The organism is Paenibacillus yanchengensis (assembly GCF_042684845.1).
GTDB lineage: Bacteria > Bacillota > Bacilli > Paenibacillales > Paenibacillaceae > Pristimantibacillus > Pristimantibacillus yanchengensis.
Map to the genome: position 1 here is coordinate 1 of NZ_JBHUMH010000052.1, position 25,579 is coordinate 25,579.

Annotated in this window: 29 protein-coding genes and 1 rRNA gene; 28 read left to right on the plus strand and 2 right to left on the minus strand. The window is 38.3% G+C overall.

The window, feature by feature from the left end:
• A 5S ribosomal RNA gene (gene rrf / locus ACFSTH_RS21095) occupies window positions 1-81 on the plus strand; the annotation flags it as partial.
• Between the two features lie 53 nt (window positions 82-134).
• On the opposite strand, the gene ACFSTH_RS13500 is transcribed toward rrf, so the two are convergent.
• Window positions 135-665, minus strand: a complete 531-nt coding sequence (locus tag ACFSTH_RS13500; protein ID WP_377770712.1) for a transposase — start codon at window positions 663-665, stop codon at window positions 135-137.
• 210 nt (window positions 666-875) lie between these two features.
• Here ACFSTH_RS13500 and ACFSTH_RS13505 point away from each other — a divergent pair, with 210 nt between their 5' ends.
• From ACFSTH_RS13505 to rsmI, 10 genes are all read left to right on the plus strand, one after another.
• Window positions 876-1,073 (plus strand): sigma factor G inhibitor Gin, encoded by a 198-nt coding sequence (locus ACFSTH_RS13505; protein WP_377770710.1) that lies wholly within the window; start codon window positions 876-878, stop codon window positions 1,071-1,073.
• Window positions 1,074-1,208: 135 nt separating this feature from the next.
• Window positions 1,209-2,792, plus strand: coding sequence for an aminotransferase class I/II-fold pyridoxal phosphate-dependent enzyme (locus ACFSTH_RS13510; protein WP_377770708.1), 1,584 nt, complete (start codon window positions 1,209-1,211; stop codon window positions 2,790-2,792).
• 108 nt (window positions 2,793-2,900) lie between these two features.
• On the plus strand, window positions 2,901-3,572 hold the full coding sequence (gene tmk, locus ACFSTH_RS13515) for a dTMP kinase (RefSeq protein ID WP_377770706.1): 672 nt from the start codon (window positions 2,901-2,903) through the stop codon (window positions 3,570-3,572).
• Between the two features lie 33 nt (window positions 3,573-3,605).
• Window positions 3,606-3,935 (plus strand): cyclic-di-AMP receptor, encoded by a 330-nt coding sequence (locus ACFSTH_RS13520; protein WP_377770704.1) that lies wholly within the window; start codon window positions 3,606-3,608, stop codon window positions 3,933-3,935.
• A gap of 16 nt (window positions 3,936-3,951) precedes the next feature.
• Window positions 3,952-4,395 carry a YaaR family protein gene (locus tag ACFSTH_RS13525; protein WP_377770702.1) on the plus strand — a complete coding sequence of 148 codons (444 nt, stop codon included), beginning with the start codon at window positions 3,952-3,954 and terminating at the stop codon, window positions 4,393-4,395.
• A 42-nt stretch (window positions 4,396-4,437) separates the two neighbouring features.
• On the plus strand, window positions 4,438-5,415 hold the full coding sequence (gene holB, locus ACFSTH_RS13530; protein ID WP_377770700.1) for a DNA polymerase III subunit delta': 978 nt from the start codon (window positions 4,438-4,440) through the stop codon (window positions 5,413-5,415).
• Window positions 5,416-5,418: 3 nt separating this feature from the next.
• Window positions 5,419-6,222 carry a PSP1 domain-containing protein gene (locus tag ACFSTH_RS13535; RefSeq protein ID WP_377770698.1) on the plus strand — a complete coding sequence of 268 codons (804 nt, stop codon included), beginning with the start codon at window positions 5,419-5,421 and terminating at the stop codon, window positions 6,220-6,222.
• A 65-nt stretch (window positions 6,223-6,287) separates the two neighbouring features.
• Window positions 6,288-6,707, plus strand: coding sequence for an initiation-control protein YabA (locus tag ACFSTH_RS13540; protein ID WP_377770696.1), 420 nt, complete (start codon window positions 6,288-6,290; stop codon window positions 6,705-6,707).
• 87 nt (window positions 6,708-6,794) lie between these two features.
• Entirely contained in the window at window positions 6,795-7,511 is a 717-nt protein-coding gene (locus ACFSTH_RS13545; protein ID WP_377770722.1) for a tRNA1(Val) (adenine(37)-N6)-methyltransferase, read from the plus strand.
• Complete coding sequence (gene rsmI / locus ACFSTH_RS13550) at window positions 7,508-8,404, plus strand: 16S rRNA (cytidine(1402)-2'-O)-methyltransferase (RefSeq protein ID WP_377770694.1); 897 nt, start codon at window positions 7,508-7,510, stop codon at window positions 8,402-8,404. Before ACFSTH_RS13545 ends, rsmI begins: the two co-directional genes overlap by 4 nt.
• 101 nt (window positions 8,405-8,505) lie before the next feature.
• Here rsmI and ACFSTH_RS13555 read toward each other — a convergent pair whose 3' ends face one another.
• Window positions 8,506-8,760, minus strand: coding sequence for an AbrB/MazE/SpoVT family DNA-binding domain-containing protein (locus ACFSTH_RS13555; RefSeq protein WP_377770692.1), 255 nt, complete (start codon window positions 8,758-8,760; stop codon window positions 8,506-8,508).
• A 272-nt stretch (window positions 8,761-9,032) separates the two neighbouring features.
• Here ACFSTH_RS13555 and ACFSTH_RS13560 point away from each other — a divergent pair, with 272 nt between their 5' ends.
• The 17 genes from ACFSTH_RS13560 to mfd all read left to right on the plus strand — a co-directional run bounded on the left by ACFSTH_RS13560 (window position 9,033) and on the right by mfd (window position 25,574).
• A complete protein-coding gene (locus tag ACFSTH_RS13560) occupies window positions 9,033-10,328 on the plus strand; it encodes an HD domain-containing protein (protein WP_377770690.1) in 1,296 nt (431 codons plus the stop codon).
• Window positions 10,329-10,394: 66 nt separating this feature from the next.
• Entirely contained in the window at window positions 10,395-11,168 is a 774-nt protein-coding gene (locus tag ACFSTH_RS13565; RefSeq protein WP_377770688.1) for a TatD family hydrolase, read from the plus strand.
• A 325-nt stretch (window positions 11,169-11,493) separates the two neighbouring features.
• The gene (locus tag ACFSTH_RS13570) at window positions 11,494-12,642 is read left to right on the plus strand and encodes a ubiquitin-like domain-containing protein (protein ID WP_377770686.1); all 1,149 of its coding nucleotides are present in this window, start codon (window positions 11,494-11,496) and stop codon (window positions 12,640-12,642) included.
• 112 nt (window positions 12,643-12,754) lie between these two features.
• Window positions 12,755-13,309: a ribonuclease M5 gene (gene rnmV / locus ACFSTH_RS13575; protein WP_377770684.1), complete on the plus strand. Its 555-nt coding sequence runs from the start codon at window positions 12,755-12,757 to the stop codon at window positions 13,307-13,309.
• Window positions 13,306-14,220, plus strand: a complete 915-nt coding sequence (gene rsmA / locus ACFSTH_RS13580; protein WP_377770682.1) for a 16S rRNA (adenine(1518)-N(6)/adenine(1519)-N(6))-dimethyltransferase RsmA — start codon at window positions 13,306-13,308, stop codon at window positions 14,218-14,220. Before rnmV ends, rsmA begins: the two co-directional genes overlap by 4 nt.
• A 64-nt stretch (window positions 14,221-14,284) precedes the next feature.
• Entirely contained in the window at window positions 14,285-15,154 is an 870-nt protein-coding gene (gene yabG, locus ACFSTH_RS13585) for a sporulation peptidase YabG (protein ID WP_377770680.1), read from the plus strand.
• A 160-nt stretch (window positions 15,155-15,314) separates the two neighbouring features.
• Window positions 15,315-15,587 carry a biofilm formation stimulator Veg gene (gene veg, locus ACFSTH_RS13590; protein ID WP_377770678.1) on the plus strand — a complete coding sequence of 91 codons (273 nt, stop codon included), beginning with the start codon at window positions 15,315-15,317 and terminating at the stop codon, window positions 15,585-15,587.
• Window positions 15,588-15,766: 179 nt separating this feature from the next.
• Entirely contained in the window at window positions 15,767-15,955 is a 189-nt protein-coding gene (locus ACFSTH_RS13595; RefSeq protein ID WP_377770676.1) for a small, acid-soluble spore protein, alpha/beta type, read from the plus strand.
• A gap of 109 nt (window positions 15,956-16,064) precedes the next feature.
• Entirely contained in the window at window positions 16,065-16,922 is an 858-nt protein-coding gene (ispE, locus tag ACFSTH_RS13600) for a 4-(cytidine 5'-diphospho)-2-C-methyl-D-erythritol kinase (RefSeq protein ID WP_377770720.1), read from the plus strand.
• Between the two features lie 79 nt (window positions 16,923-17,001).
• Complete coding sequence (gene purR, locus ACFSTH_RS13605) at window positions 17,002-17,826, plus strand: pur operon repressor (protein WP_377770674.1); 825 nt, start codon at window positions 17,002-17,004, stop codon at window positions 17,824-17,826.
• Window positions 17,827-17,842: 16 nt separating this feature from the next.
• Window positions 17,843-18,235 (plus strand): RidA family protein, encoded by a 393-nt coding sequence (locus tag ACFSTH_RS13610; RefSeq protein WP_377770672.1) that lies wholly within the window; start codon window positions 17,843-17,845, stop codon window positions 18,233-18,235.
• Between the two features lie 129 nt (window positions 18,236-18,364).
• Window positions 18,365-18,646, plus strand: a complete 282-nt coding sequence (spoVG, locus tag ACFSTH_RS13615; protein WP_377770670.1) for a septation regulator SpoVG — start codon at window positions 18,365-18,367, stop codon at window positions 18,644-18,646.
• Between the two features lie 120 nt (window positions 18,647-18,766).
• The gene (gene glmU, locus ACFSTH_RS13620; RefSeq protein WP_377770668.1) at window positions 18,767-20,176 is read left to right on the plus strand and encodes a bifunctional UDP-N-acetylglucosamine diphosphorylase/glucosamine-1-phosphate N-acetyltransferase GlmU; all 1,410 of its coding nucleotides are present in this window, start codon (window positions 18,767-18,769) and stop codon (window positions 20,174-20,176) included.
• Between the two features lie 89 nt (window positions 20,177-20,265).
• Window positions 20,266-20,883, plus strand: a complete 618-nt coding sequence (locus ACFSTH_RS13625; RefSeq protein WP_377770666.1) for a 50S ribosomal protein L25 — start codon at window positions 20,266-20,268, stop codon at window positions 20,881-20,883.
• Window positions 20,884-21,036: 153 nt separating this feature from the next.
• Entirely contained in the window at window positions 21,037-21,597 is a 561-nt protein-coding gene (gene pth, locus ACFSTH_RS13630; RefSeq protein WP_377770664.1) for an aminoacyl-tRNA hydrolase, read from the plus strand.
• A 75-nt stretch (window positions 21,598-21,672) separates the two neighbouring features.
• Window positions 21,673-21,903 (plus strand): anti-sigma-F factor Fin, encoded by a 231-nt coding sequence (locus ACFSTH_RS13635; RefSeq protein ID WP_377770662.1) that lies wholly within the window; start codon window positions 21,673-21,675, stop codon window positions 21,901-21,903.
• A gap of 164 nt (window positions 21,904-22,067) precedes the next feature.
• Window positions 22,068-25,574: a transcription-repair coupling factor gene (gene mfd / locus ACFSTH_RS13640; protein WP_377770718.1), complete on the plus strand. Its 3,507-nt coding sequence runs from the start codon at window positions 22,068-22,070 to the stop codon at window positions 25,572-25,574.
• Window positions 25,575-25,579 lie beyond the last annotated feature (5 nt).

The window sequence follows — 25,579 nt, forward strand, 5'->3', positions numbered from 1 at the left end:
ATCTCGAACACGACCGTTAAGTCCTCCAGCGCCGATGGTACTTGAACCGCAGGGTTCTGGGAGAGTAGGAGGCTGCCAAGCGACGAAGGGCCTGTCACAGTTACTGTGACAGGTTTTTTGTTTTGTTATTTTATTTACCTACTATAATAAGAGGCTTCAAATGATTGCAAACGAATTACGCCGTTTTTCGGTTGTTTGCGGAAGAAGAAAGCTAATAATAATCGAGGAACTATAAGCCATATGTGCCAAAAAAACATACTAATAGTTAAAGCAGCTGGTACCCACGGATACATCATCGCTATAATGAGCAATCCAATCCAAAATAAGTGACGATGTACACGTCGGAATAATAATAGATTAATATCATTGGCTGGCTTAAATCCAACCCAGGGTGGGTTAATCCGCCATATCCATTTGCGATCGGTTGCTTCCTCCACACGAATGAAAGTGATTAATAAGACGAACAAATGCAGTAGCTGTACAATAGTAAAACCAGCTAACCAGCCAAATAGTCCTCCAATATTATAGATCCATAAGAGAAAGCCAGTAAAAATAGCTAACGTTAAAAAATGACTTTGGATAAGCTCGCGGCTAATGACTATCCGTTTTGTCAATTTATACTGGTATATCGTTGCATGTTCTTGTTCCGATAATTTTGAGCGCATGAGCACTTTCCTTCCTTTCGTAATACGAATAACCCTCTAATAGTATATCGACATTTCTTCGAAAAAGAATGAGGTGGTTAAGCACTTATAGAAAGGTGCCGGCATACGATATATAAATATTTGAAATAGGCTATGAAAATGAATGAAATATGAGAGATTAGGTTATACTATAGTATTAAATAGATTATAAAAAAACAAGGTGGGATTATAATGCAAAATGATGCAGTTAGCCAACCGGAATGTATGATATGTGGTTTTTCTAAAAGTGAAAAAGAAGGATTTTATATCGTTTCAGAATTTGTATGTCAATCGTGTGAGTCGGAAATGATAAAAACAGATGTTACGGATGAAAAATATCCTTTTTTTATATATCGAATGAAACAACTTTTACTTAATAGTAATGTTTAATGAAGAGTAATAAACGCCTGCTTACCTGAATTAATTAGGTATGGGCGTTTTTTACTTGTTGTATTCGGATAGCATGGTATGATTGTTTTAGACAAAAATGAGTATATATGGAGATTAATTAGGAGCAAAATACAAATGAACTTATTTTATGCACCATTAGCGAAGCAATTAATGGAATTTATAGCGTCTACTCCGACTACATTTCATGTACCGGGGCACAATTATGGTCAAGTTTTAAATAAAATGGAACGTATATTGCAAGAGGAAAAGTATTTATCTACAAATAAAAATGGGTTTAGTGATGGGCAATATGAAAAAGTATTAGCACTGTTGAAAGCTATAATGATGCTGGATACAACAGAGTTAAATAGTACGGATGATTTACATGATCCCGTTGCTGGTATTGCAGAAGCTCGAAAATTAGCAGCGAAAACCTTTGGTGCTGATCAAAGTTATTTTCTAGTTGGAGGTAGTACTGCTGGTAATATAGCACTGTTGTTAGCCACTTGTGAGCCTGGTGATACGATATTAGTACAAAGAAATGTTCACAAGTCAATTATTAATGGGTTGAAATTAGCTGGAGCGAATGCGGTCTTTTTAATGCCTGAATATGAACCAGTAACCAAATTAATGACGATACCTTCACTGATACAATTAGAGAAAGCATTACAGTTATATCCTCATGCAAAAGCAGTGTTTCTCACTAACCCTAATTATTATGGGATTGGCTATCGTTTGGAGCAGTGGGTGGAATTAGTACATCGTTTCGATATTCCACTATTAGTGGATGAAGCACATGGCGCTCACTACTCGTTACATGAGCAAGTACCGTCTGGCGCTTTAGAAGCAGGTGCTGATGCTGTTGTTCAGTCCACACACAAAACACTAACTGCAATGACAATGAGTGCTATGCTTCATATTCAAGGCGATCTGATCGATAGGCAACAAATTTCAGATTGTTTGGCAATGATTCAAAGCTCAAGCCCATCGTTTCCTCAAATGATTTCGTTGGATATTGCTCGGGCAATAATTGATGTTGCAGGGAAACAATTGCTGGAGCAAAGTTTAAATACCGTTCAACAATTGACTGAGTGGATAGAACACAAGACGGAATATTTAAAAATTGTTGCTGATGAAAATATAAGGATGACGACAAACGACTTGCAAAAGGATCCATTACGAATTTTAATGTACGATACATCAGGAAAATTCAGTGGTTTACAGCTACAGCGATTATTTGAAGCACAAAATTGTTGGGTTGAAATGGCTGATTTGACGTACGTTGTTTTTGTTATACATCTCGGTACAGAGGTTGCGGATATAGATAAGTTGAAAGCAGCTATCGAACAAATAGATCAGCAATTAAGCGAAAAAAAGCAAGCAACAGCGAGCGCAAACAAAGGAATTATTAAAGAAGTAATGATAAATAAAGAAGTGCTCCCAGATGTAGAAACAGAATTAGCGATAAGTTTACCAGTATCATTCGATCGTAAAAGCAGTAGTAGTAAGACTGTGCGATTAGTTCATTTGGAAGAGGCAGTAGGAAAAGTAGCAGCTGAAGCTATTATACCGTACCCACCAGGAATTCCTTTATTATATGAAGGGGAAATTTGGACCGATGCACATAGCCATTTAGTAAAGCAATTCATCGAAAATGGAGCGAAATTTCAAGGATCAGCTGTAGCAAATTTACAAAAAGTAAAAATATTTGGTGATTAAACATTGTACGCATCTGATGCGTTTGATAGTATAGATATACGTAGGAGCGAATACAGTATATTTATTGTATTAGTTATAGGATAATATTAATGAGTAGGGGAAATAGCCTTGGACAAAGGGATCTTTATAACGTTTGAAGGTGGCGAAGGTGCAGGAAAGACAACGATGCTGGAAGCTCTAGCAAATTTGTTAACGAGCAAAGGATATACGGTTACTGTTACAAGAGAACCTGGAGGTATCTCTATTTCAGAACAAATACGTGAAGTCATTCTTAATCCAGCACACACTTTAATGGATGCACGAACAGAAGCTTTGTTATATGCTGCATCACGCCGACAACATTTAGTTGAAAAAGTAGTACCAGCTTTAGAAAATCAGCATATTGTGTTATGTGATCGTTTTATTGATAGTAGCTTAGCGTATCAAGGTTATGCTCGTGGGCTTGGCATAGAAGATATTTTAATGATTAATCAATTTGCCATTCAAGATTTGTGGCCAGACCTTACGATATTTATGGATATTGATCCTGTTATTGGGTTAAACAGAATAGAAGAAGCAGAACAAAGAGAAATTAATCGATTAGATATGGAAGCCATTGCATTTCACCGTAGTGTGCATGCCGGATATATGAAATTGTTAGAGTTATATCCTGATAGAATGGTACATGTAGATGCAAATCGAGAACAAAAAGAAGTGTATGCTGAAATAGTCGCTCTTGTGAAAGATCGGTTTGCAGGATTTTTGGCACAACATGTCAAACCTTATTATAAGAAGGAATAGAAATAGAATACAATAAAAAGAGGAGGAATGAATATGAAACTGGTAATAGCGATCATTCAAGACAAGGATAGTAATCGTCTATCTAATGCTCTAGTACAAGAAGGATTTCGAGCGACAAAATTAGCGAGTACAGGTGGCTTTCTACGTGCCGGTAATACGACGTTTATGATCGGGATAGAAGATGAGCGCGTGCACGAAGTATTTAAAGTGATAAGTGCCAATTGTAAAGTTAGAGAGCAGTTAGTAACGCCGATTTCACCAATGGGTGGATCTACAGATTCGTATATTCCATTTCCAGTAGAAGTACAAGTGGGTGGAGCAGCGGTATTTGTAGTGCCAGTGGAACGTTTTGAACATTTTTGATTGGACGTGACGAGCAATGAGAGTAGATCAAGGATGGCGTCCTATAGGGCAAAATAGAATGAATCACGAGCAAGCTACTAAACCATTACAACAAGTTAATTTTGCCGATGTACTTGTGCAACGAGATGCAGAACGAACACATGAACAACTACAACAAAAGCTTATGGAAATACATCAGCAAGGCGAAAAGTTAACAAAGTTAATGTCTGTGCGGGAACTAAAATTATATCGACAAATGGTCAAGCAATTTTTGGAAGATACGATTAAACGTGGAGTAGCAATAAAGGAAGTCCGCAGTTTTGATCGTAGAGGCCGTGTAAAGCGGTATAAATTGTTGGACCAAATCGATGAAATGTTAGTTACAATGGCAGAAGAATTATTAGATAGCGAAGAAGGAAGATTACAAATATTGCATAAGGTTGGAGAAATTAGTGGTTTGTTGATCAATCTTTTGTTCTGAAATGTTGACAATAGTGGCAACAGATTAGAAAGGTATTGAAAGATGAATATAGAGCAATTATCTCAGCAAAGAAAAGCATATCAAGTGATGAAAAACTCACTAATCAGCGGGAAAATATCGCATGCCTATTTGTTTGAAGGACCGTCAGGTACTGGTAAAATGGCAATGGCATTAGCATTTGCTAAAGCATTATTTTGCAAAGAACCAGGATATGATGCATGTGGACGTTGTTTGGATTGTCGAAAGTTAGAAAATGGTAATCAACCAGATGTAGTAACGATATCGCCTGAGGGACAATCCATCAAAATAGATCAAATTAGACATTTACAAAAAGAATTATCATATCGGAATCGTGAGGAAAGACGAAAAGTATATATTATGGAGCAAGCTGAAAAAATGACTCCACCAGCAGCAAATAGCTTGCTCAAATTTTTAGAAGAACCTCAAAGTGATATTGTAGCTATTTTAGTAACTACTAACGGACAAGCAATGTTGCCAACTATTAAATCGCGTACGCAGCTCGTTCCCTTCCTGCCAATGGATGCAGAACAGATGTTGAAAATATTGGTAGATGAAGGGCATTCTGAACTATTATCTAGAGCAGCAGTGCATTTAACCGCTGGTCTAGATGAAGCAAGAGCGGTTGTTATGCAGAATCAGTTTGCAGAAATCAGAAGCCTAGTGATACAATTAGGTAAGGAGAGCATTACCCGATTCACCGCAGCGATGATTACTGCACAGCAACAAGTTTTCAAAACGGATATGGCAGCGCAAGCAGAATTGCTGCTATCATTACTTGTCGTTTGGTTTAAAGATTTTGTACAATATCAAGTTAACAGGCATGAGCATATTGTTTTTATAGATCAGATAGATTGGATAAGAAACTATGCGTTCGAACGTTCGATTGCTGAGTGGATCAGTTGCGTGGAGCATGTGCTTCAAGCAAGTAAAAAAATACGGGCTCACGTAGCGCCACAGCTAGCTTTTGAACAACTTTTCGTAAAACTTCAGGAGGGCTAATTCTTGTATAATGTCATTGGTGTACGCTTCAAAAAAGCGGGCAAAATATATTACTTTGATCCTGTCGAACATCCCGTTGAGAAAGAACAAAGCGTTATTGTGGAAACAGCGCGTGGGATTGAGTATGGTAAAGTAGTAGTAGGGCAAAAGCAGGTTGGTGAATCGGATGTCGTTCTCCCGCTCAAAAAAGTTATTCGCATCGCCAATGAAGATGATGCGTTAATTGTAGAAGAAAACCGTAGTGCTGCTCAAAACGCATTTCATACTTGTATAGAAAAGATTAAATTACATCAACTACGGATGAAATTAGTTGACGTTGAATTTACCTTTGATCGCAATAAAATTATTTTTTATTTTACTGCTGAAGGAAGGGTTGATTTTCGAGAGCTTGTAAAAGATTTAGCTAGTGTTTTTCGGACTCGAATTGAACTTCGACAAATTGGAGTGAGAGATGAAGCCAAAATGCTAGGTGGTATAGGACCTTGTGGTAGAATATTGTGTTGTTCTTCTTGGCTTGGTGACTTCGAACCGGTATCCATTAAAATGGCCAAAGATCAGCATTTATCACTTAATCCAACCAAAATATCAGGTTTATGCGGTAGATTAATGTGCTGCTTGAAGTATGAACATGATAATTATGAAAGTGTGAAGGAAGAACTTCCGAGTGTTGGAAAAATCGTAATAACTTCGTTAGGTGAAGGAAAAGTAACAGGAATTAATGCATCTGACAAGACGATATTTGTGCAATTATTTGAAGTACCTGGTAAACCAAAAGAATTGTCTCTGGATGATGTTGTCCTAAAATAATAGAGACGTAAACTATGACTGACTAGTGAAGATTATCTTCACGATAGAAACTCTGGGGTGGGAACTTGGAGAAAAATAATCTTTTTTCACAGATGGACGATTTGGAAACAAGGTTGGGCGTATTTCATACCGAGGTAGGGCAATTAAAGTTACAAGTCAAACGATTGTTAGAAGAAAACAAGCAATTAAGTTTAGAAAACAATCAATTAAGGCAAGTGTTAAAAAGTGAATTACAACAGTTTGTAGTGGAAGAAGCATCCACACAACTAGAAGCTAATATAGCTGATCAACCAAAGTCAAAAAAGGTGAATCAGTCAAAAAAAGCAAAACAAACAAAAAAAGATGCGACGGAAGCTGCTGTAGGCGAAGGATATGACAATTTAACTCGTTTATATCATGAAGGTTTCCATATATGTAACGTGTATTATGGTCATTTGCGTACAGAAGGAGATTGTTTGTTTTGCCTATCGTTTTTAAGTAAATAAAAAAAGTAACTTGTAGACAAGCCGTCCCTCTAGAGAGGACGGCATTGTTTCTTTTTAAGTACATTAAAAGGGGGAGTTTTAAGGTTGATGCAAAGTAGGGAATTGCATAGCAATGAACGACTGGATGATTTAATGACCTCATCTGGTCTCAAAATAATTCAAAGTAAGGAAGTATTTAGTTTTTCTTTAGATGCAGTATTGTTAGCACGTTTTGCTAATGTTCCGACAAAAGGAAAAATTGCAGATCTATGTACAGGTAATGGAGTCATTCCTATCTTGTTATCTGATCGTACAACTGCATCCATCGATGCGATTGAAATTCAGCCACGTTTAGTAGATATGGCAAGACGAAGTGTTGCTTGGAACAATTTAAGTGAGCAGATTACAGTAATTGAACATGATTTGCGTACATATCCGTCTACAATAGGAAATACTGTTTATGATGCAGTTACTGTTAATCCTCCATATATGACAGTTCAATCAGGAGAAATAAAAGGCAATGAACATTATGCGATCGCACGTCACGAAGTATTGTGTACGATTGACGATGTAGCCAACACATGTAACAAAATATTACGCCCCGGGGGAAAGCTATTTATGGTGCATCGCCCATCGCGCTTGCTTGATATTATGGAAGCGTTACGGAGATGGCGATTAGAACCGAAAAAAATTCAGTTTGTCCATCCGAATGAGCAGACGCCAGCGAATATTGTTTTAATAGAAGCTTTACGGGATGGAAAGCCAGAACTAAAAGTAATGCCTCCGATTGTAGTATACGATCAAAAAGGAGTTCAACAAATATGAATAAGCAACAAAGCTTTAAACAACAGCAACGTGAAGAAGGAACGGTCGGCACATTATATTTGGTAGGAACACCGATTGGCAATTTAGAGGATATGACGTATCGTGCTATTCGTACATTGCAAGAAGTCGATATTATAGCGGCAGAAGATACAAGACAAACACGCAAGTTATTAACCCATTTTGATATTCATACGAAAATGACAAGCTATCATGAACATAATAAGCATGAACGTACTGCGGAGTTAATAAATAGATTGTTGGATGGCGTGTCCATTGCGATTGTTAGTGATGCTGGTTTGCCAGCCATATCTGATCCAGGAGAAGATTTGGTGAAAGCAGCTATTGCTGAGCAAATAGCAGTTGTACCTATACCAGGCGCTAATGCTGCGCTATCTGCCTTAATTATTTCTGGTTTGTCTACGGAACGATTCACATTTGTTGGATTTCCACCACGAGAGCGCAAATTACAACAAAGCTGGGTAGAATCGATCGCCCAACTTCAAACTACACTTATTATCTACGAAGCACCACATCGCATAAAAAAGACGTGTCAACTGTTATATGAAGCTTTAGGCGATAGACAAGCAGCGATAGCTAGAGAATTAACGAAACGACATGAGGAAGTATTGCGTGGTACACTGGAGGAAAGTGTCCAATGGTTTGCTGAAAACGATCCAATTGGAGAATATGTGCTTATCATCGAGGGAGTATCAGAGGATACGGTTCAGAAAGAGGAAAAGGATAGCTGGTGGCAATTGCTTAGTTTAGAAGAACATGTGGCAACTTATGAACAAACGATGAGTCGAAAAGAGGCTATTAAACAAACTGCAGTAGATCGTGGAGTAGCGAAGCGGGATGTATATAATATTGTAAATAGAGCTGAAATTAACTAAAAAAAGACCTTCCTGCGCAAATAAAAATTGCAGGAAGGCATCAAGGAGTATAAAAAGGTTAGAATTAATAAAGTCGATAGTATGATTATAACCTAATTTATTTAATTTGTCACAGGAGTAGGCATTTCTTCGATACAAACGTGACAAACAATTTTACCTTTGAAGTAAGAAACGTTTTCAGCATTGCCACAGAAAATACAAGCTGGCTCATATTTTTTCAGCATGATACGTTCACCATCAACATAAATCTCCAAAGCATCCTTTTCTCCAATACCAAGTGTACGTCTCAATTCGATAGGAATAACAACGCGGCCTAGCTCGTCTACTTTTCTAACAATACCGGTAGATTTCATCATTACTAAATCAGCCCTCTCGAGAAATTTTAAATGTCATTATTCGACAAAAAAATAATTTAACTTTTAAGTATATAATACCAAGTCTTGGCAAAACAGTCAACCTAATTAATGATTGCAATGCCTATAATTATAGGTGTTTAAACAGAATTAGGAACTTATTCTACATTCTATAGAATACAATAAAACGGTTCAGATGGGAACAGTTTTACGACATTATTCGACATGTAACGCGTAAATTGTGTCAAAAAAATGAACAAAGGAGTGGAATATTAGTGTGTGCACAGTTGTTAGAAGAAAAAGTATTTAAAGATCCGGTACATAATTATATTTATGTACAAGATAAAGTTATCTGGAATTTAATAAACACAAAAGAATTTCAACGTTTACGGCGAATTCGTCAATTAGGAACTTCTTATTTAACCTTCCATGGTGCTGAACATAGTCGCTTCTCTCATTCATTAGGAGTATACGAAATAACAAGAAAAATAATTTCTCGTTTTGAAAGAAATAAATATGAGGATTGGCCTCCAGAAGAAAGATTGGTTGCGTTGTGTGCAGCTTTATTACATGATGTCGGTCATGGACCATTTTCTCATTCATTAGAAGAAGTATTTGATACAGATCACGAGCAATGGACATGTGAAATATTACTAGGTGATACGGAAATTAATAATGTACTACAACAAGTGTCCGAAGGATTTGCACAGGATGTCGCAAGCGTTATTCAAAAAACTTATCATCAATCGCTAGTTGTTAGTTTAATATCGAGTCAAATGGATGCTGATCGAATGGATTATTTATTACGAGATGCCTATTTTACCGGTGTTAATTATGGTAATTTTGACTTGGAGCGCATTATTCGGGTATTACGTCCGTATAAAGGAAAAATAGTTGTCAAAGAAAGTGGTATGCATGCGGTAGAGCATTATTTAATGTCACGTTACCAGATGCACTGGCAAGTTTATTTTCACCCTGTTACTCGTAGTTCAGAAATTATTTTGCGGCAAATATTTCGTAGAGCAAAACAATTATATGAAGCAGGTTATCGTTTTAAATGGCTAGTACCATCTTTAGAACAATTATTTACAAATCAATTATCACTGGAACATTATTTGAAATTAGATGAGGCGTTAGTTCAAACAGCATTTTCGCAATGGGCTGACGAATCAGATAATATTTTGAGTGATTTGTGTAACAGGTTTTTGCACCGGAAGCTATATAAGTATGTAACTGTTACGAAACCTGAGCCTGAACAATATTCCGCTATAATAGAAGAAATGCATCAGCTTGGATTACATCCTGACTATTATATGGAACTCGACTTTCCTTTTGACAAACCATACGATGTTTATGAACCTGATAGACACGAAGCCAAATTAACGGTAAAAACGCCAATATTATTGTTAGATGAGCATGAACAAATTTGTGAGATATCACAAAAATCAGACATCGTTCGTTCTATATCGGGATTGCGACAAGGGCAGTATCATTTGTACTTTCCATTGGAAATTATAAAGAAGGAAGAGAGACGAATGTCACCAAGATTAAAACAATGGTTTAAACTATAATCATCCAGCAACTATACAAGTGGTTCATAAATATACAAATAGCAAATAAATAGGAGATGCGATAAAATGACAGCATTATTTGACACACATATACATATGGATTCTACAAAATACAACGAAGACCGCCACGAAATGATTGCACGGGCAAAAGAAGCGGGAGTAGAACTATTTTTGAATATCGGATTTAATCGTGAAACGATTGCGACAACACTTGCGTTAGCTGACCAATATTCAGAAGTTTATGCAGCAATAGGATGGCATCCAGTAGATACAATTGATATGAAAGATGATGATTTGAACTGGATAGAAGAGCAAAGCAAACATCCAAAAGTAGTTGCGATTGGAGAAATTGGGCTTGATTACCATTGGGATACGTCACCCAAAGATCTACAACAACAACGATTCAGAGAACAGATTAGATTGGCAAAAAAAATAGGTAAACCGATTGTTATTCATAATCGTGATGCACATGCAGATGTTGTCCAAATATTGCGAGAAGAAAATGCAGCTGAAGTAGGTGGAGTGATGCATTGTTTTTCCGGAAGCTGGGAAATAGCCAAAGAATGTCTGGCTATGAATTTCTATATTTCATTCGGTGGACCGGTTACTTTTTTAAATGCAAAAATGCCAAAAGAGGTACTTGCGAATACTCCAATAGATAAAATTTTGATCGAAACAGATGCCCCTTATTTAACACCACATCCATTTCGTGGAAAGAGAAATGAGGCTGCTTATGTAGCACTAGTAGCAGAGTCTGTTGCCCAGATTAAAGGATTATCCGTCGAAGAAATAGGGGAGATAACGATGAGAAATGGTAAAAAATTATTTGGAATAGTATAAAAAAGTTAGATATATCGAGGTAAATGGTGTATTTGAGAGGTAAATATAGTTTTTGTTGTTGAAAACTATGGACTTTTGCTTGAAAAATCATCTATTTCGCAAAAAATGTGTTTTATCTCATCTTTACAAGTTGATGCGAGTGAGGTTATGATTCATTTCAGAGCTTTACATTTTCTAATTAATTTCTAATGTTGGGCATGCATTTTTGATCGTTGAATATGCTTAATATTGGACAGCGTGTTAATGGCACGTTAACAAAATATAGTCACGTCAGTTGTAACATGCGTAACACTTGGCGACGGGGCTATGAAGGAGGACCGATGAAGTGGGATCAGTCAAGCAAGAGGAAACCCATGGGAAACGATCATCCAGCATGTCTTTCGCAATGCGATGGAAGCATGGAAATTTGCGTTTGATTACTTTGAGCGCTGCGATTTCGATCGCTATGACTTTCATGTTTTTGGTGTTGTTGTACGGAACTGCTGTCAAAAGCGTAACCGTAGTAGTGAATGGAGAAGAAACTGTTGTTGAAACTAGACAATGGGATCTACAACGCCTACTGGATGAACAAGCTATTGCAATTGGACCTCATGATGAGGTATCCGTCCCATTCGATTCGTCGATCAAAGATGGGGATCGGATTGTATTAACACATGCAATACCAGTTTCAATAAAAGCTGATGGCAAGATAGAAACAGTGCATACGACGAATAAAACAGTTGAAGGAGCGATTCAAGAAGCCGCAATAGCAATTGGCGATGAAGATAAAGTAAGTCCTGCAATGGATACGGTACTTCAAGCAGATGAAGAAGTGACAATTGTCCGTGTAGATACAAAACTAAAAAAAGCAGAACACATCATACCTTTTTCAGTTGTGAAAACAGAAGACGCCGATTTGGAAGTTGGTAAGGAAAAATTGGTGCAGACTGGTCAAAAAGGTTTAAAGATCGAAAAAATTGAAGAGAAGTATGAAGATGGTGTTCTTGTTTCTAATAAGTCAATCAGTGAAATAGTGGAACGAAAAGCACAGGATCAAATCGTAGCTATTGGAACGAAAAAACCAGAACCTAAAGTAACGATACTCAGCAACTCCAGTCCAAGCATTGCGAAAGTAAGCAAGGATGGAGAAGATTTTAATGCCAAAAAAGTGTTGAAAAACGTTACGCTTACAGCTTATCACGCTGGTAAGGAATCAACAGGCAAAGGGCCGGGCGATCCTTATTACCGAAAAACAGCCTCTGGTACGGAGGTAACAGAAGGTAAAACAATTGCTGTAGATCCCAAAGTTATTCCTATGGGTTGGTGGGTCTATATCGATGGTATTGGGTTTAGACGTGCAGAAGATAAAGGTGGAGCAATTAAAGGTAATAAAATAGATGTCTTTTTTGAGAGTCCAAGTAAAGTGAAAAAATTTGGGCGCAAAAAAGGGTATACTGTATATGTTATAGGTCCTAAGAAACCTGTTTCTAGTTAACTATTTTTTTGGTATAATTGTTAATCATAATTGTATATGTCATGATGAAGAAGAGGTGAAGCCTCTTCTTTTTATCTTTTTATAGCAGTATTGCGTGGAAGGTGCGATCCCGATGATTAAAGAAATTATAGTAGTGGAAGGTAAGGATGATACAGCTGCAATAAAACGAGCGGTAGAAGCAGATACTATAGAAACGAATGGTTCCGCTATAGGCGAGGAAGTGTTGCGCAAAATCGCACTTGCTAATGAACGTAGAGGAATCATTATATTTACCGATCCAGACCATGCAGGCGAGAGAATTCGTAAAATTGTTGCGGAACATGCTCCTGGTTGTAAACATGCGTTCTTACCGCAAGAGCTTACGATCTATAAAGGGGATATCGGCATTGAAAATGCTAGCCCTGAAGCGATCAGGGAAGCGTTAGAACATTTACGTACGGAAACTGCTGCAACCGAGGGAGAAGTAACATGGAACGATATGATGGAAGCAGGGCTTGTTGTTGATGCTAATGCAGCAGCAAGGCGTTTGGAAATGGGAAAGACGCTTGGCATCGGTTATGCGAATGGTAAGCAGTTTTTTAAACGTTGTACTAGCTTCCAAATTACTAAAGCAGAGTTTCTAGCAGCAAGGCATGCAATGGAACGTAAACTGGAGGAGTCGGAGTGAGCAAGGAAAATAGTGGTTTAAATATTAATAAAAATATACAAACGAGCGTGGCAACTCCTGCAAGAACAAAAGATATTATTGCCAAGCACCATTTCACGTTTAAAAAGAGCTTAGGGCAAAATTTTCTGATTGATCAAAATGTACTTCAAAAAATAGTAAATGCTGCCGAATTGGATAATGAGCAAGCAGTGCTTGAGATTGGTCCTGGTATTGGTGCATTAACGGAGCGTTTGGCGGCTGTAGCGAGTGCTGTAACGGCAGTAGAGATTGATCAGCGATTAATTCCAATACTGCAAGAGCAGTTTAGTAATGATGAACATGTATCAATTGTACATGGGGATATATTGAAACTGGATTTACCAACATTTTTTGAGCAGCAATTTGCATCTTATGAGACTGTGAACGTTGTTGCTAATTTACCTTATTACGTAACTACTCCAATTTTAATGAATTTGTTAGAAGCTAATTTACCATTACATCACATTGTAATTATGATTCAAAAAGAAGTAGCGCAGCGGATGGCTGCAAAACCAGGTGGAAAAGATTATGGTAGCTTATCTGTTGCAGTTCAATATTACTGTACGACAGAATTAGTTGGCATTGTGCCAAACACTGTGTTCATTCCAAAACCGAATGTAGATTCAGCTGTAATTAAATTAACGAAAAGAACAGAACCTGCCGTAAGTGTAGAGGATGAATTACATTTTTTCAAAACGGTTCAAACTAGTTTTTCACAACGACGTAAAACATTAGCTAATAATTTGATTGCGATGGCTGGAAAAGATAATAAACAAGCGATGTTAGAAATGCTTGAATCGATAGGTATTGATGCTGGAAGACGCGGAGAAACGTTGACATTGCACGAGTTTGCTTTAATTAGTGATTCTTTCTTAAAAGTTGGTTGGGTATAGGTTTAAAAAGACACTCACCATTCGCTTATTGCTCCCATAAGATAGACGAAGAGGTGATTGGCCTATGAAGCAAGGTGATTTTGTTGTCCGCAAATCGTATGGCGGTGACTTACTTTTTCGTGTGCAAGCAATTAGACCTTATGATTTGCAGGCACTGTTAAAAGGGGCGGATTTTCGTTTAGTAGCGGACTCTCCAATGGATGATCTAGAGACGATTGAAGATCCGGAGCAAATGACCGTAAGGCAAGAAGTACGTCAGAAAGTAAATGAGACGATTAAAAAAATTCAATCGGAACGACAAAGACAAATGCAAGTAGCAGAACATCGCGTTCGGTTATTCCAACCTGCACGAACAACTCCTTATTTTGAAGTACCCGGAAAAGTGCTTCATCTTGATGGTGATGCTAATTATTTGAAAAAAAGTATGCAGATGTATCAAACAATGAATGTTCCGGCATACGGTGTTCACGCCCATGAATCGCAAATGGCTGATCTGCTATATAGATTACTACCAGAAGTAAAACCGGACATCGTTGTCATTACAGGGCATGACGGTGTTATTAAACATCGCTCGAGTAGAGATCATTATAGTTTGACTAGCTATAAAAATTCACAAAACTTTGTTAATGCTGTGCGTACTGCTCGGCAATATGAAAAGAACAAAGATAATCTCATCGTTATTGCTGGTGCGTGTCAATCGCATTTTGAAGCTTTGATGCACACTGGGTCGAATTTCGCCAGCTCGCCAGGGCGTATACTTATTCATGCGTTGGATCCAGTATATATTGCTGTCAAAGCAAGCTTTACTCCAATTCGTGATTCGATTAATTTGTCAGATGCGATCGAAGGAACGATTAGTGGAATTGATGGTGTTGGCGGATTGGAGACTTTAGGAAAATATCGGGTGGGATTACCTAAAACTACGTCGATTTAATGTGAAAAAAATATGAACTTTATAGTATTCGGGGAAAATCTAAAAAATATGTAAAATGACCGTTGACAAAGTTATTGCTCCACTGATATAATATTTTGTCATGTTTGACAAAACCTCTTTTTTTAGTTATAATGGACAAGGAAAGAGGTGGTAGTGGACAATGGCTAAAAATGTGCTATTGGATATCAAACGCAGTTTGGAAGCCCACGTGGGTTCCAAAATCCGTCTCAAAGCTAATGGTGGTCGTCGTAAGACAATAGAACGTACTGGAACGTTAGAAGAAACCTACCCTTCTGTATTCATTGTTAAGCTGGATGAAGAGCAACATGCTTTCAAGCGTGTTTCGTACAGTTATGCGGATATTTTAACAGAATCTGTTGAAGTGACCGTATGCAATGAAGAAGGGCAAGTGCGTATCAGTCTTGAGTCATAAAACAAGAGATATAGTAATCGATTCATTATATTTAACGCAGACAAATTTGTCTGCGTTTTTTGTTATGAAACAAATCGTGAATTGTAAGAAAACGGTCAGCATGAATTGATTTTGTCTGCTACATACTAAAGAAGCTACAACGTAAATGTAAATTACTCGGATGGGAAAGGATGATGAATATGTCTAGAAGACGAGGAACAACGATGTCTGAAGATCTGAAATATGAAATAGCCAAAGAACTTGGATTTTTTGATACGGTACAAAAAGAAGGCTGGGGTGGCATTAGAGCAAAAGATGCAGGTAATATGGTAAAACAAGCGATTAAAATGGCAGAGCAAGCTTCACAAAACAAATCAAAAGATGAATAAATCAATTGGAAGTGCCTGTCGTTTTTTTTATTGTGCAGGCACTTCGCAATTATAGCTTTCGTTTGTTATAATGAACCTTAAGTTTATGACGAACGGGTGGATCTAGATGATGAGAATTTATGAAAAAGCTCCTGCGAAAATTAATTTAGTACTGGATGTGCTAAGTAAAAGAACCGATGGCTTTCATGAAGTTGAAATGATTATGACCATGGTTGACTTAGCCGATCGTTTAGAAATGGAACCACTCGATCGAGATGCCATTATAATATCGAGTCAAGCTGGTTATATTCCGTTAGACGAGAAAAATTTAGCTTTTCAAGCAGCAAGATTGTTGAAGGATAGATATGATGTAAGTCAAGGGGTATACATTCATTTGGACAAAAAAATACCCGTAGCAGCTGGACTAGCAGGAGGTAGCAGCGATGCAGCAGCAACGTTACGTGGTTTAAATAGATTATGGCAGTTAAATATACCAGAACAAGAGTTATGTACTTTAGGAGCCGAATTAGGATCGGATGTTCCATTTTGTGTGACAGGCGGTACTGCTATTGCTAGAGGCAGAGGTGAGAAACTAGAAGTGATAGCTTCACCGCCGCAATGTTGGGTTGTACTTGCTAAACCGCCAATTAACGTTTCTACCGCAGATATATATGGTAAATTTCGTTTACACGAACAGAGAGAACGTCCGTCAATTACGCAAATGCGACAAGCATTAGAAAATAAATCATTTGCTCAAATGTGTACAAAGTTAGGTAATTCTCTAGAGAATGTTACGTTGCAACTGTATCCAGAGGTAAAGCAATTGAAAGAAAGTATGATTAAACTCGGAGCAGATGGTGTATTAATGTCAGGCAGTGGTCCGACGGTATTCGGATTAGTATCCAAAGAAGCAAAGCTGGCACGCATTTATAATGGTTTGAGAGGTTTCTGTAAAGAAGTGTATGTCGTGAGGATGTTATCTAACTAATGGTTTCTTCTTGCTAGAATCCGTATAAAGATGATATATTTACATTATAATATTCGGATTTAGGACGGAGGAATGACAGTTGAGGAAAGTGAAGCGCAGCTCAAGACTAGTAGAAATGACGCAATATTTATTGTCTCAACCATATGCTATTATTTCCTTGACTACTTTTGCAGAACGATATCAGTCGGCGAAGTCTTCAATTAGTGAAGATTTGGCTATCATAAAAGAAGTGTTTGAAGAACAAGGATTAGGACAATTACAAACGATAGCAGGAGCTGCTGGTGGAGTTATTTATATGCCGGCGATGAGCAAAACTACTGCTTTAGAAAAAATTCAGACGATTTGTAGTGAGCTAGAGCAGCCAGAGCGAGTATTACCTGGTGGTTATCTCTATATGACCGATATGTTAGGTCAACCAAGTTTGATTGCAGATTTGGGTAGAATGTTCGCTACCGCTTTTGCAGGTCGAAAAATTGATGTGGTGATGACAGTAGAAACAAAAGGAATTTCACTTGCTTATGCAACAGCCGCTTGTCTCAACATTCCAGTTGTCATTGTGCGGCGAGATAATAAAGTGACTGAAGGTTCTGCTGTAAGTATAAATTACGTGTCTGGATCAACGAAACGAATTCAAACGATGTCGCTAGCGAGAAGAGCGCTTAAAGAGCAAGCGAATGTTTTAATTATTGATGATTTTATGAAGGCTGGCGGTACAATACGCGGAATGATGGATTTATTGTTAGAATTTAAAGCATCCGTAGCTGGCGTAGGCGTATTTGTAGAATCTGGTGAAATTGACCAAGAAGAACGTTTATTTGAAGATTATATTTCTTTAGCAAAATTAACAGCAGTTGATATGAAAACCAAACAATCGACGGTTATACCAGGAAACTATTTTAATTAATAAAGGATGGATGGAAATGACAGACAAACTACGAATCGTTAGTACAGATCAAGCCGCAGCAGCTATCGGACCATATTCGCAAGCAGTTACTTTTGGACAACTTGTTTTTACTTCAGGTCAAATCCCACTATTACCCAATGGACAATTGGTAGTAGGTGGAATTGAAGAGCAGACACATCAAGTATTTGCCAACTTAAAAGCAGTGTTAGAAGAAGCGGGAAGTTCGTTACAACACGTCATCAAAGCTACTATATTTTTGAAGGATATGGGTCAATTTTCGATAGTAAATGATATTTATGCTTCATATTTTGGAGACCATAAACCAGCTCGTTCGACAGTAGAAGTTGCTAGATTACCGAAAGATGTTCTTGTCGAAATAGAACTCATTTCCACAAAAGTTGTCGAATAATAGCGAAATTAATACATAAACAAAAAAAATTTTAAAAATAGCATCAAATTTCCAAATTAATAGAAGGAATTTGCAATTTTACGTGGAATATTACACCAAGTCTTTATGGCCAAAAGGTGGTGAACACAAATGCAAATTACCGATGTCAGACTCCGCCGAGTAAATTCGGAAGGTCGTATGAAAGCTATTGCCTCAATTACTATTGATAATGAATTCGTCGTTCACGATATTCGTGTAATCGATGGTAATAATGGTATGTTCGTTGCAATGCCGAGTAAGCGGACGCCAGATGGCGAATTTAGAGATATCGCTCATCCTATTTCCTCAACAACTCGTGAGAAAATTCAAGCAGCAGTTCTGGAAGAATATGAACGTGCTGCTGAAGACACTGCAATTGAAGAAGGTGCTTAATTGCACGCAATTATTGAAACCGTTTTATTAGAAAAGAGAGCAGAAGCTCTCTTTTCTTTTGTTTAAAATTGCGTTATATTATGTGAGAAATCCGTTTGTAATAGCGAGGAGCTGACCATAGTGAAAAAATTAGCGATTGTGCTTGCTGCTGGGCAAGGTAAGCGAATGAAATCTAAATTATATAAAGTGATGCATCAAATTTGTGGCAAGCCAATGATTGAACATGTAGTTGATGTAACGGAGGCAATTGACTGCGAGCGTACGGTTGTTGTTGTTGGGCATGGTGCAGAAGCAATTCAAGCTCATTTAGGCAATAGAGTAGATTATGCGATGCAAGCGGAACAGCTTGGAACGGGTCATGCGGTATTGCAAGCCAAACAACAATTGGGTGCGGAAGAAGGTATCACTATTTTACTTTATGGTGACACACCATTAGTACGTGCTTCTACGATAGAAACGATGATAGTTACCCATCAAGCAGAAGGTGCGGCTGCGACCTTGTTAACTGTTGCTTTTGATGATCCGACAGGATATGGACGTATTATTAGAGGTGAAGATGGAACCGTTGAAAAAATAGTAGAGCATAAAGATTGCTCAGAACAAGAAGCGACTGTTAAAGAAATCAATACTGGAACTTATATATTCGACAATCAAAAGTTATTTGCTGCACTTGCACAAGTAACCAATGATAACGCACAAGGGGAATATTATATTACAGATGTTATATCGATAATGAAACAAGCGGGTGAGACCGTATTAGCGTACCGTACTGCCGATCAAGCAGAAGCAGCGGGCGTTAATGACCGAGTAGCTTTAGCAGAAGCAGAGCAGTTGATGCGACAGCGTATTAATCAGCAGCATTTGCTTGAAGGAGTTACTATTATTGATCCAGCTAATACCTATATTGAAGCTGATGTTACTATAGGGGCGGACACTATTGTTCATCCTGGAAGTTATTTGCGTAAAGGAACGGTTATTGGTTCAGACTGTATTATTGGACCACAAACAGATATTACCGCTTCGATTATAGGTGATCAAGTACACATTCAATATTCATCAGTCGAAGAGTCTAAAGTAGATGCTGCATGCTCCATAGGACCATATGCGCGCTTGCGTCCAGGAACGGTACTTGGTGCCCGTTGTAAAGTGGGTAACTTCGTAGAATTAAAAAATGCAGTCGTCGCTACAGATAGCAAAATATCACATTTAAGCTATGTTGGCGATGCAGAAGTAGGGAAAGAGGTTAATATTGGTTGCGGAGCTATAACGGTTAATTATGATGGCTTTAATAAGCAGCTGACCAAGATCGCTGACCATGCATTTATTGGCAGTAACGTTAATTTGATCGCACCAGTACATGTTGGAGAAGCAGCTTATGTTGTAGCGGGTTCAACAATAACGCATGATGTGCCAGCAGGAGATCTAGCCATTGCTAGAGAAAAACAAGTAAATAAAGAAGGGTACGCCGATAAAATTAAAGCACGTGCTAAAGCGAAAAAGGAAAGAATACAGTCCTCTTCTGATCAATAAAGAAATATATTAAGTGACAAATGATGACTAAGGATGACGATGTAAGGGAACAGCTATATAAAAACAGAAGATTATTAGGAGGTTTTTATATGGCTATTTCTATGCAAGTCCAAAATAGAACATGTACGACTAAAGGACAACTACGTAAGTTGAGAGCAGAAGGGCAAGTGCCTGCTGTTGTATATGGGAAACAAATGTCGAATCCAGTAGTTATTAGCGTATTAGAAAAAGAACTAGATATGATGATGCGCACGCAGCCTAATGCTGTTATTGAATTTCGCAACCCAGCATTTGATAAACAGACAGTGATGGTTAGTGAAATCCAGCGTGATCCGATAAGCGGAAAACTGCTACATGCTGATTTTCAACAAATTAATATGTCAGAAGAAATACGTGCTAATATTCGGATTGAACTAAGTGGTGATAGTGTAGGTGCAAAGGCTGGCGGTATTCAGCAATTGATATTGCATGAATTGGAAGTCCAATGTTTACCTGGTCAGATACCAGACGCTATCGTTGCCGACGTTACTAATTTGGCTATTGGGGAAAGTTTAATGGTAAGTGATTTGTTTTTGCCAGAAAGTGTAGAAGTAAAAACAGATCATGATGCAGTAGTAGTTACTATTTTGGCACCACAAAAAGAAGAAGAGAGTATAACGGAAGAAAATAATCAACTTCAAGCAGAGCAAGAGAAGCAAGAAGTATAAAACTGAGGTAGTTGGTTTACGAATTGCATATTAACTGAAAACCGCTGATTGCTTATTGGTGTTACGTACGTTGTAACTACATAGGCATAGCGGTTTTTATTTACGCCTGTCGATGTTTATGCTACATTGGTTCGTAGAGGAGTGAATAGTCAGATGAAATGGTTTGTCGGTTTAGGTAATCCAGGAAAAGCATATGAGCAAACGAGACATAACATCGGATTTATGGTTATTGACGAATTAGCTAGTAAGTGGAATATAAAAGTGACACAAACAAAATGTAAATCACTCATTGGCGAAGGAATGATTAATGGTCAGAAAGTTGCATTAATCAAACCAATGACGTATATGAATTTGTCCGGCGAAGCGGTTCGAGCTTTTATGGATTACTATAAAGCAGATTTATCCAATGCTACGATTATTTATGATGATTTGGATACAGAAACGGGTAAATTACGATTGCGCTACAAAGGAAGTGCCGGTGGTCACAACGGTATTAAGTCGCTTATTCAACATTTGAATACACAACAATTTAATCGTATTCGTATGGGAGTTTCTCGTCCAGAGCCAGGCTATGATATTGCCGATTATGTCTTATCAAAGTTTCCAAAGGCAGAAAAAGATGTCGTACGTCAAATGATAGAACTGGCGTGTGACGCGGTTGAATTTAGTATAAAGGCTCCCTTTGAAGAAACGATGGCTAAATTTAATGGATAATCTAGCGGTATAGTTATTAAAAACGGGGAAATTGGGGCAAGCTGTCATATATCAAACTCTTTTAGGAGGTATATTATGGCGGTAAATTATGTGTGCAAACATTGTCAAATGACGCTAGGCTCGATCTTTCAAACGGACCTTACGGAAGAGCAATTAGGATTCCATTTCTTGACCGCTGAGGAACGCAGCGATATAATAGCGTATAACTCGAATGGTGATATGATAGTGAAGTTAGTTTGTCATTATTGCGCAGAAGCAATTGATGCGAATCCGGATTTACTACTTGTAGAAAATCCATTGCAGTAGTTAGTGAAGCGAATCGTTATCCATACGAGCTAATGAGCTTGTTTGCTGTAATTAGCTCTTTTCCCCGTTCTTTATAAATTTATAAAGGCTGAATAATATTCAGCCATCTTTTCGTTTGAACTAGAATAGAGGTGACGCTTGCGTTGAAAACGCTAGTAGAAAAAATGATAGCGGATACCGATGTACAATCGATACTATCTGGTATTCGTTCTGGCATGAAGGAACAGATGTTGTCTGGCCTGGCGGGTTCTTCTCGGCAGGTGTTTGTTGCTGCACTGCATCAGGAATTAGACAGACCGTTAATGATTGTAACCCATAATATGTTTTCCGCTCAAAAGATAGCAGAGGATTTGCAGGAATGTTTGCCTGCAGGGCAAGTGCTGTTATATCCAGCCAATGAGCTGTTAGCAGCAGAATCAGCTGTATCTAGTAAAGAAACCATAGAACAGAGAATTGGTGCTTTATCGCAGCTTGCAGAAGGGTTTCGTGGAGTGGTAGTAGCGCCATATGCTGGCGTACAACGATTTTTACCAGCGAAAGAAGCGATGAAGAATGCGAAGTTTTCGATTCGTGTAGGCGAAGAAATAGCGCTTGAAGCATTTTTAAGAAAATTAACAGCCATTGGTTATGAACGCACAGATCGTGTAGAGGCCAAAGGTGAATTTAGCGTGCGCGGTGGTATTGTAGATATTTATCCTTTAATATCTTCTGTTGCCTATCGTATGGAGTGGTTCGGAGATGAAATAGATTCGATCCGTTCGTTTGACCCGATCGATCAGCGTTCGCAAGAACAACTGCAAGAGCTTGTCGTTACTCCTTGCCAAGAGATTATTGCGGATGCACCGCGCCGAGAAGCGGCAGCTAGCCAAGCGAGTCATATGCTAGAACATCAATTAGACAAAATGACAGATCGAACGGCAAAAGAACGATTGCGCTCTGAGATTGGCAATGAAATTGATAAGTTAAAAGAACATACTCATTTTACTGAAATTTATAAATATATTGCACTACTCTATCCGGAACGGCAAACGTTGATCGATTATATGCCAGAAGATACGCTATTAATATTTGAAGAACCTACCCGTTTACTGGAAACATCCAAACAATTTGAGCGCGACGAGGCGGAGTGGGCGACCCACCTGCTTGCGACAGGCAAATCATTGCCGCAATTTGCGCTTGCACGAAATACGGATCAAGTATTTTATCAGCGTCCTTTTCAAACGGTATTTTTATCGTTATTTTTAAGACAAGTTGCGCACATCCAACCGCAAAATATTTTGAATATGACTAGTCGAACGATGCAAAGCTTCCACGGACAGATGAATGTGTTGAAAGCGGAGATGGAACGCTGGAATAAAGTTGGCAACACTATTATTATGCTGGCTAGCAATCAAGAGCGAATGGAACGCATCCGTCGTGTGCTAGATGATTATGATATTGAAACGCCGATATTTGCGGAAGGTAATTTGCAACAAGGGTTTGAATTACCGTCTTCACAACTGGTCGTAATTACAGAAGGCGAAATATTTACCCAAAAACAACGGAAAGCTCGACGTGTAGAACAGAAAGTGGATAATGCAGAACGGATTAAAAGCCATACAGAGCTAAAAGTAGGCGATTATGTCGTTCATCAAAACCATGGAATTGGGAAATATGTTGGAATTGGCACGTTAGAAATTGGTGGTATTCACCGCGATTATTTGCATATCGTTTATGCTGGTGGAGACAAACTATCTGTACCGATAGATCAAGTAGATCTGATTCAAAAATATGTCGGATCGGAAGAGAAAGAGCCAAAAGTTAGTAAACTGGGCGGTTCTGACTGGGTAAAAGCGAAGAAAAAAGCCCGCGCTTCCGTCCAAGATATAGCAGATGATCTTATAAAGTTATATGCGGAAAGACAAGCAGCAGTAGGCTATTCCTTCGGGAAGGATACTTCTTATCAACAAGAATTCGAAGCAATGTTCCCTTATGAGGAGACACGTGATCAACTACGTGCCATTGAAGAAATTAAACAAGATATGGAACTAGCCCGTCCGATGGATCGATTGCTTTGTGGTGATGTTGGTTATGGAAAGACAGAAGTGGCCATTCGAGCTGCTTTCAAAGCGACGATGGATGGCAAACAAGTAGCTGTTCTTGTACCAACTACGATATTGGCGCAGCAGCATTATGAAACGTTCCGTGAACGCTTTGCTGGTTATCCAATTAATGTGCAAGTGCTGAGCCGTTTTCGCTCACGCAAAGAGCAGAATGAAGCGATCAAAGGAATCAAAAATGGAACAGTAGATGTCGTCATTGGGACGCATCGATTACTGTCACAGGATATTATTTTTAAATCGTTAGGTATACTTATTGTCGATGAAGAGCAACGTTTTGGTGTGTCACATAAAGAAAAACTGAAAAAATTGAAAACGAATGTCGATGTATTAACATTAACAGCTACGCCAATTCCGCGTACGCTGCATATGTCTATGCTTGGTGTGCGGGATCTATCGGTTATTGAAACACCTCCAGAAAATCGTTTTCCTGTGCAAACGTATGTTATTGAACATAGTCCAGCACTTATTCGAGAAGCTATTGAACGAGAATTGTCACGTGGTGGGCAAGTGTATTACTTATACAATCGAGTGCAAGGTATATATCAAATGGCAGAGCAGATTAATGCCCTTGTGCCAGATGCCAAAGTAGTTGTTGGTCACGGACAAATGTCGGAACAAGAACTGGAAAAAACGATATTAGACTTTTTGGATGGCGAATCAGATGTACTAGTCAGTACTACTATTATTGAAACAGGGGTAGATATACCGAATGTAAATACTTTAATTGTGCATGATGCGGATAAAATGGGGCTATCTCAGCTTTATCAGCTACGAGGCAGAGTTGGGCGTTCGAATCGAATCGCTTATGCTTATTTTACTTATCAACGTGATAAAGTATTGACGGAAGTAGCAGAAAAGCGATTGCAGTCGATTAAAGAGTTTACCGAGCTTGGTTCCGGCTTTAAAATTGCGATGCGAGATTTATCTATTCGTGGAGCAGGTAATTTGCTCGGTGCTGAGCAGCATGGTTTTATTGCTTCTGTCGGTTTTGAAATGTACTCTCAAATGTTGGCGGAAGAAATAGCGAAGCGTAAATTAGCGATTGATGGCACGGAAGTAGTAGAAGAACAACCAGTAGTAACAACGATAGATTTGAATGTGGATGCCTACTTGCCAGCGGAATATATATATGACAGTATTCAAAAAATTGAAATCTATAAAAAGGTTTCTGTTGTTAGTACAATTCAAGAAGCGGATGACCTATATGACGAGTTGCTAGATCGCTTTGGAGAACTGCCACAAGCAGTACTTAGTTTGTTGTCAGTAGCTAAATTAAAAGTGTTTGGAAAACAACTTGGTATAGAACAAATCAGTCAACGTGGAGATGATTGGACGTTCAAATGTGTAGCGAAACTTCCCTACCGTATCGAGTTTAGAAAAGTGGAGAAGCTATGCTTACAATTTGAAAATCGTTTCAAACAAAGTGCGGCTAGTGAAACGCCAAAAACGTTGTTATTGCGTGGAAAAGGGCTCAATGAAGAGCAAAAATTACATTTGAGCGAAAAGTTTTTACAAGCTTATTTGGAATTAATTCAACCAAATGCTACGTTGGAAAATGTGTCCTCTTAATCGGA

Bases quoted from the DNA above. Each gene is read 5' to 3' on its own strand.
- ACFSTH_RS13500 (WP_377770712.1), bottom strand. From the start codon at position 665: ATGCGCTCAAAATTATCGGAACAAGAACATGCAACGATATACCAGTAT.
- ACFSTH_RS13505 (WP_377770710.1), top strand. From the start codon at position 876: ATGCAAAATGATGCAGTTAGCCAACCGGAATGTATGATATGTGGTTTT.
- ACFSTH_RS13510 (WP_377770708.1), top strand. From the start codon at position 1,209: ATGAACTTATTTTATGCACCATTAGCGAAGCAATTAATGGAATTTATA.
- ACFSTH_RS13520 (WP_377770704.1), top strand. From the start codon at position 3,606: ATGAAACTGGTAATAGCGATCATTCAAGACAAGGATAGTAATCGTCTA.
- ACFSTH_RS13525 (WP_377770702.1), top strand. From the start codon at position 3,952: ATGAGAGTAGATCAAGGATGGCGTCCTATAGGGCAAAATAGAATGAAT.
- holB (WP_377770700.1), top strand. From the start codon at position 4,438: ATGAATATAGAGCAATTATCTCAGCAAAGAAAAGCATATCAAGTGATG.
- ACFSTH_RS13545 (WP_377770722.1), top strand. From the start codon at position 6,795: ATGCAAAGTAGGGAATTGCATAGCAATGAACGACTGGATGATTTAATG.
- rsmI (WP_377770694.1), top strand. From the start codon at position 7,508: ATGAATAAGCAACAAAGCTTTAAACAACAGCAACGTGAAGAAGGAACG.
- ACFSTH_RS13555 (WP_377770692.1), bottom strand. From the start codon at position 8,760: ATGATGAAATCTACCGGTATTGTTAGAAAAGTAGACGAGCTAGGCCGC.
- ACFSTH_RS13565 (WP_377770688.1), top strand. From the start codon at position 10,395: ATGACAGCATTATTTGACACACATATACATATGGATTCTACAAAATAC.
- rnmV (WP_377770684.1), top strand. From the start codon at position 12,755: ATGATTAAAGAAATTATAGTAGTGGAAGGTAAGGATGATACAGCTGCA.
- yabG (WP_377770680.1), top strand. From the start codon at position 14,285: ATGAAGCAAGGTGATTTTGTTGTCCGCAAATCGTATGGCGGTGACTTA.
- veg (WP_377770678.1), top strand. From the start codon at position 15,315: ATGGCTAAAAATGTGCTATTGGATATCAAACGCAGTTTGGAAGCCCAC.
- ACFSTH_RS13595 (WP_377770676.1), top strand. From the start codon at position 15,767: ATGTCTAGAAGACGAGGAACAACGATGTCTGAAGATCTGAAATATGAA.
- ispE (WP_377770720.1), top strand. From the start codon at position 16,065: ATGAGAATTTATGAAAAAGCTCCTGCGAAAATTAATTTAGTACTGGAT.
- ACFSTH_RS13610 (WP_377770672.1), top strand. From the start codon at position 17,843: ATGACAGACAAACTACGAATCGTTAGTACAGATCAAGCCGCAGCAGCT.
- spoVG (WP_377770670.1), top strand. From the start codon at position 18,365: ATGCAAATTACCGATGTCAGACTCCGCCGAGTAAATTCGGAAGGTCGT.
- ACFSTH_RS13625 (WP_377770666.1), top strand. From the start codon at position 20,266: ATGGCTATTTCTATGCAAGTCCAAAATAGAACATGTACGACTAAAGGA.
- pth (WP_377770664.1), top strand. From the start codon at position 21,037: ATGAAATGGTTTGTCGGTTTAGGTAATCCAGGAAAAGCATATGAGCAA.
- ACFSTH_RS13635 (WP_377770662.1), top strand. From the start codon at position 21,673: ATGGCGGTAAATTATGTGTGCAAACATTGTCAAATGACGCTAGGCTCG.
- mfd (WP_377770718.1), top strand. From the start codon at position 22,068: ATGATAGCGGATACCGATGTACAATCGATACTATCTGGTATTCGTTCT.